The sequence below is a fragment of the Vibrio sp. R11-SG3-ISO9 genome (assembly GCF_059834255.1).
Genome location: NZ_JCBDGU010000057.1, coordinates 188924 through 203351, shown reverse-complemented (window position 1 = coordinate 203351; position 14428 = coordinate 188924). Strand labels below are relative to the sequence as shown.

Sequence of the window (14428 nt, the reverse complement as noted above, 5' to 3'; positions counted from 1 at the left end):
TTGTGGGGCTGTTTTTTGTCGATTAAAAGCTAGAGGTTAGTACTTCACTTCATAGTTTAAGTGGAAACGGCGCCCTGGAGCATTGTAGTAACGGTTCTTGTGTTTGTCCGATTGTGCGTAAGGTGTCATGTATTCTTCGTTAAATAGGTTTTCAATTGCGAAGCTTACCGTACCAAACGGTAGATCGTAGTCCATACCTGCATTTGCAACAAAGAAGCTATCAACAGCGTATTTATCACCAGAAGTAATTTCATCTTCTAGATCACGGTTGCCAGAGTAAACAAAGTTCACGTTGTAACGGCCAAAGTCGTTAGTGTCGTAGAAGAATGCCGAAGTGATCTTCAATGGAGAAATACGGCTACCGTCTAGTGGCTCCCATTCACCTGTTGTATCAAGCTTACGCTCACCTTCTTGCCATGAAACAGTGTTCTCTGTACGTAGGTTAGCCATGAAGTTGTAGCCTAGTGTTGCCTCTGCGCCCCATACTTTCTCTGGAGCTCGTACGCTTTCTAGCTGACCTTGGTCGTTTGCATCAAGCGTCGCACCTAGGTCTGATTCACTGTAGAACGCAGCAAGAGAGTAATCCGCTTCAGCAACTAGACCACGAATACCCACTTCATAGTTATCAGTAATGATAGGCTTGATCGCCCCATCTACTGAGTCACTATCACCATCACGAATATCACGAAGCGCTTCATTAGTTGACATACCTTGAGCGTATGACGCAAACACTTGGTGATCATCTGTTAGATAGTGCGTAATACCAACGTTAAACAGGAACTCATCGAAGCTTGGAGTACCACCTTCAACGGCTTTACCAGCGTTGTCATAAGTATTACCTACGATAAAATCATCGACACTTAAACGCACATATTCGTAGCGGATACCGTAAGAAACAGAGGTATTCTCAGAAACATCACTTACAAACTGAGCAAAAGGTGCAATTGCAAACTGTTCTACATCAGGTGTGTTATTTACGTAGCCTACGCTATTTGGTTGCTTGAACGTTTGTTGTTCAGCATCCATACCCCACGTTACAAATGCCCAGTCAACATCACTTGAGATGTTTAATTTCATGCCGTAACGATCGAAATCGGTTTCGTTATGACCGTAAGATATTGGGTTACCCGGTTGCGTTTTATCTGCCATACCAAAGGTGTAAGTCTCAGTATCTTGAGTCATCCAGTAACCCGTTACATCAAGCATACCTAGACTAAAGCCAAGGTCTTGGTAACGAGCTTGGTAGTTAGCAAAAGTACGTGATACTTCATTCGCGTCTGCGCCCGCCGCTTTTGCAGCTTCATGGTCATAACCATAACCCGCGCCACAATGCTCAGCTTCTACAGGGTTATTGCCGTCAATAGCATCACCAGTAGGACACCAACCGTCGTTGTCAGTGATATTACGAATACCAAAAGTCAGCGTTAATGAGCGATCTTCATCGATGTTACGGTTCCAAACACCATTAAAGTTGATGTTATCCATATCATCTTCGTTGTTGATAGAAGGCAGACGATCACCATTAGCATCGTAGCTACCACCGCGTTGCTCATAGCCTAAACCAACACGCCATTGATCTTTTTCATCACCACCTTGAGCTTCTTGGTAAACATTCCATGAGAATGCATCGCTACCAAACTCTTGGAAACTTGTACCAACTTTAGTGCGGTACGAAACCTCACCTTCTTCTGGCATTTTGGTAATAACATTGATAATGCCGCCCTGCGCGCCAAGGCCGTACACTGCAGAACCACCACGAATAACTTCGATTCGCTCCACGTTTTCTGGGTCAATTGACGAGAGCTCTTGACCAAAGTCCAGGAAACCATTGTTTTGAGCCACACCATCAATAAGTAGCAGAACACGACGACCACGAATCTGGTTTTGGCCTTTGCTGCTTAGGTTACCGTGAATAGACGTTCCCATGCCTGGAACAAGAGTTGAAAGCACGTCGTTAATACTGCGGCTTTGTTTCAATTGAGTCGACAATTGCTCTTTGTCGATCACCGTAACCGAGCGTGGAACGTCATTTAAAGTCTGTTGACTACGGCTCGCTGTAACAACGATAGTTTCCATTTCTTTAGTTTCAGAGCTTTCTTGTGCAATAGCTGAGAAAGTTGATACAGAAATAACACTTGCTACAGCCAAATGTAGCTTGTTTTGTTTAAATTTCATCGAATACCACTACCTATATAAATCGAAGATATTTCTCTACAAATCATATATGCCCTATGTTATTGAGGGCTTTATCAATGCGTGGTAGTCTAGCACGCATGTAAATAATGTAAATATCAACAATTATCATTTACCATCTCATGAACATTAATAAATCCACAGATAAATTCATAAAATCAATATTATTTGGGGTACTTATTTGTAAATCTTGGCCAGCTCTATCCATTACGAATGATGACTTAGGTCAAGTTATTAAACAGGCTGAATATGATCACTTCCCACGAGTCGCAAGTGTTTCAAATTTTGGTGCTGAACTGCTACTTGCTCTCGGTGAAAAGCCAGTCGCTTTGTCTGACTTCCCTCAAGGACAACCTGAATATTTAGATGCTCTGGATGACATCCCAGCACTAGGGAATCGCTCAAGAACCAGTTTTGAGGCTCTCTATAACTCTCAACCTGATCTTGTAATTGGGTTAAGTCGAATGCTGGCGCCTTACCATCAGAGATATACAGAAATTGCCCCATCATATGGATTCGACTTAATTACATTAGAAGATGGTTACTCAGCGGTAGAAAAAGCAAGCTATGCACTCGGGAGAGCCGAACAAGGGAAAAAACTCAATCAATGCTTTGATCATTTTATCTCTGATTTGCAAAGCCAAATCGGAAACAGAGAACTATCGGGGCTATTTCTCACTAGCGCCGGTGTAACTCCACGAGCTTATTACTCGCACTTTGGCGCAGTGTCTCTCATGGAAGAACTAAAGATAAAAAGTGCTAGCGGAGCGTCTCCCTACTCCAGCAAAACGCCATTTTCCGGGCAAATAGGTTTGGAGTGGCTAGCACAATTGGACCCCGACATCATTTTTATGTACGAAACCGCTAAGCCCCAATTTACCGACTCAAAAGTTTGGCACAGTCTCAAGGCGGTTAAAAATAACCGAGTGTACAAAGTATCAATGAGCTGGCGAGAGCCCGAAGGACCCATTTCTCGTATCTGGGTGACTATGGATATTGCACATAAGGCCTATCCAGCGCTGTTTGAAGCACCAACTACTGAGCGTGTATATGAGGTGTTGAATGAATCTTGCTCTTAATCCCACAACTTCAGTTGTTGGTACGATTAAGCGTCTTGCGACTGTGCTTGCGTTTGTTGCAATCGTTTTACTCTCTTTAAGCACAGGTATTTACCAGTTCAGCTTTAACGACCTTATCGCTTTTGTTACCGATACTAGCTCAAGCAAAGAAGCGCTCGTCTTTTGGGAACTGCGATTACCAAGAACGCTTATCGCCTTATTTGGCGGAGCAGCTCTGGCAGTTTCTGGGTATCTAATGCAAGACATTGTGCGCAATCCGCTGGCTTCACCAAACCTTACTGGTGTTATGTCGGGAGCTGCATTAAGCGTATTATGCGCGACCATGTTTTTATTGCCATTACCGCCGCTATTTTGGGGCGTTCTTGGCGGCCTACTCGGCGGTGCGATTACGTTATCAATCAGTTGGAAAAACGGCGTTACCCCTGCCCGCCTTGCATTGGCAGGCATTTCGGTGAGTGCTTTTTGCCAAGCTGCGGTGACTTATATCCTTCTTTCAGACCGAGTAGACAATGAAGCCCTGTTCTTTTGGCTAACTGGCAGTAATGCCGGTGCAAACTGGGAGGTATTCACTCCACTTGTTTACACTGTCATCCCGCTATTTGTCCTTCTGGCTATCACCCATCGTCAACGCGCTTACTTGCTGCTTGATGATACCGTCGCTCGCGGGCTAGGCATTGCAATTAACCAGTATCGCCTTGTGTTTGGAATCATCTCTGTGGTTCTGACTGCGGTTTCTGTTGGTGCCTTTGGCCCTGTTGGCTTTGTTGGATTGGTTGCCCCTCATGTCGCACGAATGATGGGTTTAGGGCTTGGTGGTGCATGCTTGATTGGCTCAGCACTTGTTACAGCCGCGGATTTATTAGCACGAACTCTACTTATGCCATTAGAAATTCCTATTGGCGTGATTACCGCACTCATTGGCGCACCATGGTTTCTGACTCTGATCATCAAAAAGCTAAAGGGACACTCATGATACGTCGTAGTTTAATCCCAGTTATGGTCGCCCTAATTCTCGCACCAATAGCTTTTATCTTACAAAGCGAAGAGCTACGCCAATCAGGTGCTCTATTCATCGCCCAAGGAACCTACCATCCATTTTGGTCACTAACATTGCCACGTTTTTTACTCGCGTTAATGGCGGGCATGATGCTGGCAATTTCTGGTTACCTTCTTCAAACCACGCTCAAGAACCCACTTGCTGACAGCGGCATTCTAGGCGTGAATGCCGGTGCATCACTTGGTGCGGTTTGCGCCATTCTTCTACCCTCATGGTTTGGATGGGAGATATCGGTCGAGAAAGCACTACTTCTGTTTGCTATGGCTGGCGGTTTGCTAAGTGCCATTCCAGTATTAATTGCGAGTCGACTAGGCAACGCGAGCTTAACCTTGCTAACTGGTGTTGCTATTACGGCGATTCTTGGCGCTGCAAGCTCAGCGCTGATTTTCACGATTGGTCAGGGCAAAACAGACATCGCATTACAGTGGATGGCGGGTGGCATGTACGGTCGAGGCTGGGAGCAAGTCTCTTACCTATTACCTTGGTTCTTTGGCTGCATTGTTTTTGTCGCTTTGGTTTATATTCCACTGAAATGGGTTCGTTACGATGACTCGGTGCTCCGAGGCATAGGCATCAATGGGGCACTGCTACGAGTGTGTTTGCTTATTGGTACTGTGTTGATCACGGTACCAGCCGTATCTGCCGTTGGTCCAATAGGCTTTATTGGCTTGGTCGTTCCCCATGTTGCGCGCCTTCTTTGTGGAAACCATCCGCTGTATAGCATCATTACCACACTTATTTTAGGCTCTTCGTTCTTGGCGCTATCTGACTTCTTAGCTCGTCACTTGCTGTATCCAACCGAAATTCCAGCAGGTGTTATCACGGCACTCTGCGGCGTACCATTTTTCTTATTCTTATTAAGGAAGCACTCATAATGACTCTGTCGAACCAACCGCAAACCTCATCTGGATTAGAAGGTCAGTCGTTAACGTCCGGTTATAACGACACGATGATCCTTAATGATGTGAATATTCGCCTACAAGAAGGCAAGGTCACTGCATTTATTGGCCCCAACGGCTGCGGCAAGAGTACCTTAATGAAAACACTGACCGGAGCTATCAAAGCGAAGACCGGTAATGTGAGTTTCAAAGGGAAGCCGCTGAATCAATGGAAACTCAAAGAGCTAGCAAAGCACGTTGCGATCTTGCCCCAACACCCTGCAGCACCTGAAGGCGTATTAGTTGAACAGTTAGTAGCGCTTGGTCGTGTTGCTCATAAGAAATGGTATCAAGGTAACAGTGAAAGAGACCAACAAGTGATTTTAGAATCGCTTGCCTCGGTTGGCCTTCATGGTTATGAAAAGCGAGACGTTAACTCCCTATCTGGTGGCGAACGACAACGTGTTTGGCTTGCAATGTGTTTGGCTCAGGAAGCGCAGTGGTTATTACTTGATGAACCGACAAGCTACCTTGATCTTGGCCACCAGCTAGAGCTTCTAGAGGTTCTGGATAAGTTGAATAAACAACGAGGGCTTACCATCGTTTATGTACTTCATGAATTGAGCCAAGCCGCGCAGTTCTGTGATGAATTAGTCCTAATGAAAAAAGGCCAGATTCTCAACCAAGGCGCGCCACTTGACGTATTAACCGATGAGACCCTGAAGTCAGTCTTTAAAGTCGATGGAACAATGGAAGTGATTAATGGCTTCACCTACTGTTTGCCAAAATCGTATGTTCGTGAGGAAGCGATCTAATGGAAACAATACAACAACAATTTCTACCACTGATTGAGTTGCCACAAGATGCCAATACGATAACACTTAAGCAGCAACAAGCTATCTTGCATAAGCACGAACCATTCTTGCGTTTAACCGTGACTACTCACCCAGTAGGAACCAAAGGTCGTGATTGGTTTGAGACAAAGTTTTCTGAAACACTGCATGCTTACGCGGAATCACTAGAGGCCAAGCTACCATTCAGCACACCAGTATGGCACAAAACGTTTAATGCGATTCTGTTCTCTTCGCTGGTCGCGATGCGTGTGGTGTTCAACCGTGTACCAAAGCTCTCTTTGGACAATATCTATATTTCAGTTGCTGATGACCACCGCATCGACAAGGTCGAAATCTTAAATTCAACCCCTTATTTCAGCTTGGATGATTCCGGGGAAAAAGTGGCGTCACAGGAAGCGCTTGACGATAAGTTGGTGGAAACCATTCTCGCGCTTTCTGCTTCATTATCGGATAAGTTTAAGAAGCACAAAGTAAACCCGCGAGTGTTTTGGGGCAACATCCTTTATGCCTGTAACATCAGCTTTTCAAAGCTTGCAAACCAGCCTCTTGATGAGAAAAAGCACCTGATAGATGAAACTGTTGTTTCCGAGTGGCAGCGAAACCTGTACAGCAAAGTGTTACCGAAAGGTGGTGAGCTAAACGAAATCAAGAAAGTGACGTTCAATGGTTTCCAAAAGATCTATACCCGCAGAGAAACCTGCTGCTTGAAGTATAAATTGGATGGTAAGGATAAATGCGCAACCTGCAATCTGCATGATGAAGAAACTCAGCAACAGCTGATGCTAGATAAGCTCAAGAAAGCGATCGAGCACACTGAAAATTAAGGACTTATCTCGCCTAGAACGGCAAAAAGCGACCCATTTTAAATAGGTCGCTTCATTTCTTCTTCGTTATGGCAGATCAAATACAAGTGCTGTCACTGGCTCTGCTGATTGGTTGGTGAAATTCAACTGACTCTGAGCTTCAACTTTAGCGCCATCACCTTTGTTTAGCTCTACTTCATCAACCGAGAGCTGCCCAGCGACCTGATGAACGTATACTTTTCGCCCCTCACTGATCGAAAACTCAATGTTCTGCCCTGGCTCAAGGATAAGCTGGTGTAGTGAGGCGTCTTGTTTTATGTGCAATGTACCATCTCGACCATCGGGGGTTGCTATCGCGGTAAGGCCAAGCGTTTTACCAAAGTCTTTCTGCTGGTAACCCGGCTTATTGCCGACAGTATTTGGTTGTATCCAAATTTGTAGGAACTTTAAGTCGTCACTCTGTGAACCGTTGTATTCACTATGATAAATACCACTCCCGGCAGACATGAGTTGGAACTCTCCAGCAGGTAACGTTTGTACATTACCCTCGCTGTCTTTGTGCTCAATTACCCCCTCTAGCACGTAACTAATGATCTCCATGTCGCGGTGTCCATGAGTATCAAAGCCCGCGCCCGGTTTGACTAGGTCATCATTGATCACACGCAATGCCGAAAACCCCATGTGTTTTGGATCGTAGTAGTGACCAAATGAGAATGTATGTTTGCTATCTAACCAACCGAAGTTTGCTGTTCCTCGATCGTTTGCATGACGTAATGTGATCATAATAACCCCCTTCAATTCCTGGTTTAAGCCAGTTTCTTAGCTATAGCTTCGTCAAGTGCTGCTTTTCCTGCACCCGAGAAAGCCAAAGACACACTTGCGGCTAGTAGTGCTAAGCCAAACTCGTAGCCGTTGTTTGACATGAATAGACCGTTTTCAAAATGAACCGCGAAGATGGCAACTAACATGGTTACCGCTAACGCTGCAGCCGCAGGGCGTGTGAGCAACCCGAGAAGGATAAACAGACCGCCGAAGAACTCAGCGCTGCCTGCCAAGAATGCCATCAACACTCCCGGGCCAAGTCCAATTGATGCCATCCATTGTCCTGTGCCCTCAAGGCCATAACCACCAAACCAGCCAAACAGTTTTTGAGCGCCGTGCGCCATAAAGATAATGCCAACGGGTACTCGAAGTGCCAATGCGCCAAAGCCAGCGTTTGATTGTGCGAGTTTTTGAATAAGTGCTTTCATAATCGTGTCCTTAAAGTTATTCGATCAAAATGAGGTGGCTTGATTGCTCTTCCTCAGCTGTTGATGAACAGTCTAGGTGTCACTAAGAGCAGAAAGAATCCGGCAGTTTTGATGCATTAATTCGAATTTTTCGAACAAGATTTATTGAACTATTTCTCCAATCCAATTAATTACAAAAAATTATTATTAATATAAATTATGATAATTTCATTTAATCAACCTAACATCCTATTATTCTCTCCATCGAAGCGAAACGCTGAAAACAAGACAATTTATCTAGACAGATTTTGGAGCAGAATATGAAAATGAATCACGTTGGTATCATGGTTGGCGATATGGACAAAGCGGTAGAGTTCTACACGAAAGCGCTAGGTCTTCGCGTTGTAATGAACAACACTAAAGTGATGGAAGAGCGTGAGTCGGCAATTGGCCGTATGTGTATTGCTGTATTTGGTGAAGGCTTCAAAGGTTTCAACATTGCGCACCTAGTAACATCAGATGGTATTGGCGTTGAGCTATTCGAAATGGTTGACCGCGAAGAGCGTCATAACGTTGACTTCTCTCGTCTAGGTATCTTCCACTTCTGTTTGCAGCTACCAAAAGAGCAGTTTGAATCAGCAATCAAACGTGTTGAAGAGTTTGGCGGTAAAGTACGTATGGACATCATGCGCTACCACCCAGAAGACGACTCTAAGCAAGCACAGATGGTTTACCTAGAAGACCCGTTTGGTAACTTATTTGAATTCTACTCGCACTCTTACGAAGACACATACGCTTCTGACTACGAGTAATTATCTCATTCGGAAATAAGCAAGTTTTCAATGCCCATTAGTCGTTAGTGCTAATGGGCATTTTCTTTTTATGGGACTTTAACCCGAATACAACAGCGCAAATCTAAACGTGCTTGGTTGCGAGTTATTGCGTCGCTTTCATCAGACCAAACAGATCTTTAGGATTGCTCATGCGTGGCACTAACTCTATTGTTTCGCCAAACCCGAGCTGAGTAGCAAGATCGTAGATATAACGCAGTACTGAAAGATCTTCGAGGGCAAAGCCAACCGAATCAAAGATGGTGATCTGCTGTTCACTTTCTCGTCCAATGCTCTTACCTGCAATCACTTCCCATAGAGGGTATACCGGGTGCTGATCTGGCAACTGTTGGATATCCCCTTCAACACGAGTTTGCGGCTCATGTTCAATAAAGATTTTGCTACCAAGCAACACATCAAGATGCAACTCGGTTTTGCCCGGACAATCCCCACCCACGCCATTGATGTGCATACCCGGCTCGACCATATCAGGCGTCAAGATAGTCGCATACGCCTTATCCGCGGTCACCGTTGTGACAATATCAGCACCACGCACACACGATTTTGCACTGTCGGCTTTGATCACCTTAAGATCAGGGTAAACCTCAAGATGCGCAGCTAATTTATCCATCGCATCTGAATCAATATCGAAGATTCGCAGCTCTTTAATGCCAAGAATGGCATGAAATGCGATGGCTTGAAACTCACTCTGAGCTCCGCAACCAATCATCCCCATTGACTGGCTCTCTTTTCTTGCGAGCGCCTTTGCCGCCATCACCGAAGTTACCGCTGTACGCAGAGCCGTCGAGATAGTCAGTTCGGTCAACAAGCGCGGATAACCAGTCGCTACCTCCGATAATGCTCCAAACGCCATCACAGTCGAAAGCCCTTGGTTTGGGTTTGATGGATGACCATTCACATATTTAAAACCATATAAGTTATGGTCTGCTACTGGCATTAACTCGATAACCCCAACCTCGCTGTGCGCTGCGGTTCGAGCCGATTTATCAAACTCTGGCCAACGACGGAAATCTTGTTCCATATATCCAAGTAGATCAGCCATGAACGTATCGGCACCTTGCGCATTCACTAGGCGACCTAGCGCCTGTACATCCAAAAATAGTGTCATCTAACAGCTCCTCAATCTCTTATTATTCCAATGCATACTGTGAATGGAGATAGTCTAGACGCGACTTGAGCCAACAAAAAGACAGAAAAGTGTACAAATATTTATCTAAAAATGGCATTTTGATAGCATCATTTATCAATATGTCAGTAAAAACTATTCAGGAGAAAGCGTGAGCAACCTAGACGACAAGGACCGCGAATTAATCGCTCTGCTAAGAAAAGACGCACGTATGCCAGTAGTCAATCTCGCCAAGCAGCTCAAGGTATCACGCGCGACAGTACAAAACCGGATCACCAAGCTGGAGAAGTTAGGCGTGATCCTCGGCTATACCGTCAAACTTAGTGAAGATACTGAGCAGAGTCAGGTAGAAGCGATCATTAGCATTTGTGTAGCAGCAAAGGATGAGAACAATGTACTTAAGAACCTGCAGAGTTTTCCTGAGGTATTGAGCGTGTATCACACGAACGGGAAATGGGACCTGATAGCCAATCTGCGCAGCCCAAACCTTTCAATGTTGGGTGGTGTGCTAGGCCGAATACGCTCTATCGAGGGCATTGAGCAGACCGAAGCTAATTTGCTGATAAACAAAATTTTCTGATGGGAATAATCGTTAGCCCTGAATAGGAAAAACAACGTGACTATTGACTATTGGGCGTCAGAAACTTGCTAGATTAGCAAATCATGAATAATTACAGGTATGGGAAAGATGGTGATTATATGGCGCGCGGCAAGCAAAACCGCGCCGGTATAAAGGTGTGATTTCGGTATGAACTAAGTGCAGTTTCGTTGGATCAATGCATCGAACTGCGTAACTTGTCACTTCGAGCGAAAGTAAACATCAAGACAAAACAGAAGAGCAGTAAAGCTGATGAGATTTGTAAGGTAAGCAAGCTTTCAGATACTAGAGGTAACGCCAATGAAAAAATGCATAGTGCTACAATAAACAGTTCGAAAGCAGCGCCTATAAGTGAATAATTATGACGAAAAAGTGCCCATCTATAACTCATTGATAACTCCATTATTGAGTTTAGTTAAAAAAAGCGAAGGAGCATGCTCCTTCACTTTTTTCGAGGATGATAAATCACCCCCAAGCTGAGCATGCACTTTACAAAATAACATTGATAATATAAATACTTACAATCAAAAAAATAGACATGACGCATGTTGATACATAGATGTAAATGTAGCATTTCTTGTTACCTTTATAGCAACAGTGAACATTCGTTCAAAAAACAACCATATTATTCATAATTGACCGTTATAAACCACCCTCTGTTGTATTTTCGGTTTACAAAGTAACTCACCGTTTTGCCGAGATTTTAGATCTCATATTCGAATAAGCTTTTCTTTTTTCTTTCGAACTAAAGCCGTACAACTCCACATTATTCTGCTTACAAGAGCGTAGCTTTTCACATTAGTTTTATTAAGGCAAAGTTTGGATAATCTATTATTGTTAACTTCTCGAACAAAGCAAAAATGGGATAAAACATCTTTGCTAAAAATCACAAATAAACAAATCTCTCAAATATGGTAGCCCGTTTAAGTTAGATGCAGCGAATGTTGTAATAGTGTTAACATGCATCACCAAAAAAACTACAAGCCACCCTCTACTTCTCTGAGGGTTATAAATGAGGTGTAGCGTGAACTACTTATCAAAGATGACTGTGCGGAATCGCCTAGCTTTTGGCTTTGGGGCCATATTAGCTCTAATGACTCTGCTGACAATTTTGGGGATCCAAAAGGTTAACTCCATCGACAAAACGCTTGCTGAAATTACTGACATAAATTCAGTTAAACAGAGGTATGCCATTAACTACCGCGGCAGTGTTCATGACAGAGCCATTGCAATTCGTGATGTTGCAATCGCAAGAAACGTACAAGAAGTCATGTCGTTCGAGAAAACGATTCGTGAGCTTGAAAGTTTCTATACCGAATCCGAGCAGAATATGGAAAGAATGTTAGCCAGTGGTGCTCCATTCTCTAGCAAAGAGCGTGACATTCTTGCTCGAATAGATGAAATCCAAAAACACACTCTTCCTTTAGTTGAAGAAATTTTGACCGCCAAAAAAGACATGCAGCCAGTAACGGATGTCGTCCTTGATCAAGTCAGGCCGGCATTTATCACATGGCTAGATACCATCAATGAGTTTATTGATTACCAAGAAGCGGAGAACCAAAAGCTCACACCTGAAGCGAGAATGGTCGCTGGCGGTTTCCAAAACCTCATGCTAATCCTTACTCTTATCTCTCTCATTGTTTCTGTCGTTATTGGAGTTCTCATTGAGCGCAGCTTCAGAAAATCACTGGGGGGTGAACCATTTGTTGCGCAATCGGCGATTAAGCAAATGGCACAAGGGGATCTCACGAATGTTGCATCCAACGATTATCACGGCAGTATTCTTGATTCACTCTCTGATATGAACCAAAAGATAACCAGCATCGTCAAGAACATTATCGGGGCTTCAAATAGTCTTGCAGGTAAAATCGAGGATGTCTCCCAAGGCTCTTCTCAAGTACTAGAATCGGCGACTCACCAAGCGAGATTAACGCAAGAAACGGCTCAAAAGTTGGACGAACTGCGCCACAGTATCGATCAGGTATCCTCTATAGCGACTCATACAGAAGATAACTCAGAGATGACAGTAGAGTTTGCACTTCAAGGTCGTCAAGTAGTGAACGAGGCTGCACTCGAGATGGAGAAGATCTCCGCAACGGTTAACACAACAGTGGAACAAATAGAGCGTCTAGAAGACAGAACGAAGCAAATTGGCAGTATTGTCAACGTAATTAGTGAAATCTCTGATCAAACCAACTTGCTGGCGCTGAATGCCGCTATCGAAGCTGCCCGTGCTGGTGAATCAGGCAGAGGCTTTGCTGTTGTAGCCGATGAAGTGCGTAGTTTGGCTCAAAGAACCGGTGATGCTACCTCTCAGATCGCGACTATGATTAACGAAGTTCAAACTGAAACAGCAGCGTCAGTCGCCGCCATGAATACGACGCAGCCTCAAGTTGAAAACGGTAAAGCGCAGACTCAAAGTGCTTCAGAATTACTTCAAAATATCGAGCAGCAAGCCAATGACTCTCTCAAGAAAGTTAAAGAAGTCGCATTGGCAACGTCAAGTCAGGTAACGGTTGTAGGCGATATCTCAAACGCGATGGGCGATATTTCACAAATGTCTAGCGAATCAATTGAACATATGCAGAGTAATGATAATGCGACCAATGCATTGAATGAATTGGCTTCTCAGCTCAAGCAAGAAGTCGCTTATTTCAAAGTGTGATGACAACCATTGTTTACTCAGAAGTCTCATCTGACGAATGATCGTTAGGACGTTCAATTAAAAAGGATTGGTAGTCATACCAATCCTTTTTTCTATATATAATCCACCTGTTCACTCGATAACATTACATCGTAAAGACAGGCGACATGCCGCTCTCTTGTCCATTTAGAAGTAGAGTTCCGATAACGATTAGTAACATTCCACCAAACAGCTGCAAGTAATGGCCGGCAACTTTCCATGTTTCGTTACCGTTTTTATTACCTGCCGATAGATAACGTTTTACTAAGTGTTTTCCAGTAAGCGTCATTATGGCGATCAGCGAAGTGGTCAACGCGGTGCCGACAGCCATCGCCAACGCACTCAATACGCCCATCCAATACATACCAACAACATTGGCAAACAGCAGTACCATAACCGCACCAGTACACGGTCTTACGCCGATAGTAACGATAATTCCGGCATATTCTCGCAAGGTTGAAGCTTTATTAATTGCTTCTGCATCTGCTACATGCTGATGGCCACATCCACAGTCTGCGTGATGAGTATGAGTTACCGGCTTTTGAATACTCATAGAGTTTAAGGTTGGTGCTTGCATTGTTAGCGGTAACTGTCCACTCGTCGCCAGGCCAGTAATGGCTTTCACTTTGAGTTTAGGTTTACGCATAGTTTGATAGATGTTGCGCAGCGCTTTCCAACAGATCAAAGCACCAACAGCAGCAACCAAAGCAAAACTCAATAAAACAAACATATTTGCTTTATCATTCACTACGCGCATTGAAGCGTTGAAGCCCCAAATCAAAACACTAACCAGCAGAATAGCAACCAATGCCTGCAACAACGCGGAAACGACAGTAAGAACCAAACTCGCTTTCGCCTTTGTGGGATGTGTTGCTAAGTAGGTCGAAACAATCACTTTACCGTGTCCAGGTCCCAGTGAATGAAGCATACCGTAAACAAAGCTAAAACCAATTAAGTAACTCCCTGCAGCCCATGGTGAAGACTTTGCTTCATAGAGCAAATCAGCTAGTTGGGCGTTTACTTCTCTTTGCCACTGAATACTTGATAAAACCAAAGACGGCCACATTGTCCAAAGTT

General features: G+C 44.2%; 13 protein-coding genes. 8 read left to right on the top strand and 5 right to left on the bottom strand.

The genetic code is table 11. The features are described 5' to 3' along the window. Positions 1-36 precede the first annotated feature (36 nt). Complete coding sequence (locus tag AC6R05_RS24125; RefSeq protein ID WP_500648952.1) at positions 37-2175, bottom strand: TonB-dependent receptor; 2139 nt, start codon at positions 2173-2175, stop codon at positions 37-39. A 140-nt stretch (positions 2176-2315) separates the two neighbouring features. Between AC6R05_RS24125 and AC6R05_RS24120 the strand changes: the two genes are divergently transcribed. The 5 genes from AC6R05_RS24120 to AC6R05_RS24100 are packed head-to-tail and all read left to right on the top strand — an operon-like array spanning position 2316 to position 6885. Continuing rightward, the gene (locus AC6R05_RS24120; protein WP_500648951.1) at positions 2316-3272 is read left to right on the top strand and encodes an ABC transporter substrate-binding protein; all 957 of its coding nucleotides are present in this window, start codon (positions 2316-2318) and stop codon (positions 3270-3272) included. Beyond that, complete coding sequence (locus AC6R05_RS24115) at positions 3256-4245, top strand: FecCD family ABC transporter permease (RefSeq protein ID WP_500648950.1); 990 nt, start codon at positions 3256-3258, stop codon at positions 4243-4245. Before AC6R05_RS24120 ends, AC6R05_RS24115 begins: the two co-directional genes overlap by 17 nt. Beyond that, positions 4242-5204 carry a FecCD family ABC transporter permease gene (locus tag AC6R05_RS24110; RefSeq protein WP_500648949.1) on the top strand — a complete coding sequence of 321 codons (963 nt, stop codon included), beginning with the start codon at positions 4242-4244 and terminating at the stop codon, positions 5202-5204. Before AC6R05_RS24115 ends, AC6R05_RS24110 begins: the two co-directional genes overlap by 4 nt. After that, positions 5204-6022: an ABC transporter ATP-binding protein gene (locus AC6R05_RS24105; protein WP_500648948.1), complete on the top strand. Its 819-nt coding sequence runs from the start codon at positions 5204-5206 to the stop codon at positions 6020-6022. Before AC6R05_RS24110 ends, AC6R05_RS24105 begins: the two co-directional genes overlap by 1 nt. Continuing rightward, positions 6022-6885: a (2Fe-2S)-binding protein gene (locus AC6R05_RS24100; protein ID WP_500648947.1), complete on the top strand. Its 864-nt coding sequence runs from the start codon at positions 6022-6024 to the stop codon at positions 6883-6885. Before AC6R05_RS24105 ends, AC6R05_RS24100 begins: the two co-directional genes overlap by 1 nt. Before the next feature lie 66 nt (positions 6886-6951). Here the strand turns inward: AC6R05_RS24100 and AC6R05_RS24095 are convergent, their stop codons facing one another. Together AC6R05_RS24095 and AC6R05_RS24090 are read right to left on the bottom strand one after the other, a co-directional pair. Continuing rightward, positions 6952-7647 carry a pirin family protein gene (locus AC6R05_RS24095; protein ID WP_500648946.1) on the bottom strand — a complete coding sequence of 232 codons (696 nt, stop codon included), beginning with the start codon at positions 7645-7647 and terminating at the stop codon, positions 6952-6954. A 23-nt stretch (positions 7648-7670) separates the two neighbouring features. After that, positions 7671-8114: a DoxX family protein gene (locus AC6R05_RS24090; protein WP_500648945.1), complete on the bottom strand. Its 444-nt coding sequence runs from the start codon at positions 8112-8114 to the stop codon at positions 7671-7673. 299 nt (positions 8115-8413) lie between these two features. Between AC6R05_RS24090 and AC6R05_RS24085 the strand changes: the two genes are divergently transcribed. Continuing rightward, positions 8414-8905 (top strand): VOC family protein, encoded by a 492-nt coding sequence (locus AC6R05_RS24085; protein ID WP_150873126.1) that lies wholly within the window; start codon positions 8414-8416, stop codon positions 8903-8905. Between the two features lie 124 nt (positions 8906-9029). On the opposite strand, the gene ocd is transcribed toward AC6R05_RS24085, so the two are convergent. Continuing rightward, positions 9030-10052, bottom strand: a complete 1023-nt coding sequence (gene ocd / locus AC6R05_RS24080; RefSeq protein ID WP_500648944.1) for an ornithine cyclodeaminase — start codon at positions 10050-10052, stop codon at positions 9030-9032. 169 nt (positions 10053-10221) lie between these two features. On the opposite strand from ocd, the gene AC6R05_RS24075 reads away from it, so the two are divergent. Together AC6R05_RS24075 and AC6R05_RS24070 are read left to right on the top strand one after the other, a co-directional pair. Beyond that, positions 10222-10650, top strand: a complete 429-nt coding sequence (locus AC6R05_RS24075; protein ID WP_500648943.1) for an Lrp/AsnC family transcriptional regulator — start codon at positions 10222-10224, stop codon at positions 10648-10650. 1042 nt (positions 10651-11692) lie between these two features. After that, positions 11693-13333 carry a methyl-accepting chemotaxis protein gene (locus tag AC6R05_RS24070; protein WP_500648942.1) on the top strand — a complete coding sequence of 547 codons (1641 nt, stop codon included), beginning with the start codon at positions 11693-11695 and terminating at the stop codon, positions 13331-13333. 124 nt (positions 13334-13457) lie between these two features. Here AC6R05_RS24070 and AC6R05_RS24065 read toward each other — a convergent pair whose 3' ends face one another. Further along, positions 13458-14417, bottom strand: coding sequence for a nickel/cobalt transporter (locus AC6R05_RS24065; protein WP_500649031.1), 960 nt, complete (start codon positions 14415-14417; stop codon positions 13458-13460). Positions 14418-14428: the final 11 nt, after the last annotated feature.

Bases quoted from the DNA above. Each gene is read 5' to 3' on its own strand.
- AC6R05_RS24065 (WP_500649031.1), bottom strand. From the start codon at position 14,417: ATGTGGCCGTCTTTGGTTTTATCAAGTATTCAGTGGCAAAGAGAAGTA.
- ocd (WP_500648944.1), bottom strand. From the start codon at position 10,052: ATGACACTATTTTTGGATGTACAGGCGCTAGGTCGCCTAGTGAATGCG.
- AC6R05_RS24090 (WP_500648945.1), bottom strand. From the start codon at position 8,114: ATGAAAGCACTTATTCAAAAACTCGCACAATCAAACGCTGGCTTTGGC.
- AC6R05_RS24100 (WP_500648947.1), top strand. From the start codon at position 6,022: ATGGAAACAATACAACAACAATTTCTACCACTGATTGAGTTGCCACAA.
- AC6R05_RS24110 (WP_500648949.1), top strand. From the start codon at position 4,242: ATGATACGTCGTAGTTTAATCCCAGTTATGGTCGCCCTAATTCTCGCA.
- AC6R05_RS24120 (WP_500648951.1), top strand. From the start codon at position 2,316: ATGAACATTAATAAATCCACAGATAAATTCATAAAATCAATATTATTT.
- AC6R05_RS24105 (WP_500648948.1), top strand. From the start codon at position 5,204: ATGACTCTGTCGAACCAACCGCAAACCTCATCTGGATTAGAAGGTCAG.
- AC6R05_RS24085 (WP_150873126.1), top strand. From the start codon at position 8,414: ATGAAAATGAATCACGTTGGTATCATGGTTGGCGATATGGACAAAGCG.
- AC6R05_RS24125 (WP_500648952.1), bottom strand. From the start codon at position 2,175: ATGAAATTTAAACAAAACAAGCTACATTTGGCTGTAGCAAGTGTTATT.
- AC6R05_RS24115 (WP_500648950.1), top strand. From the start codon at position 3,256: ATGAATCTTGCTCTTAATCCCACAACTTCAGTTGTTGGTACGATTAAG.
- AC6R05_RS24095 (WP_500648946.1), bottom strand. From the start codon at position 7,647: ATGATCACATTACGTCATGCAAACGATCGAGGAACAGCAAACTTCGGT.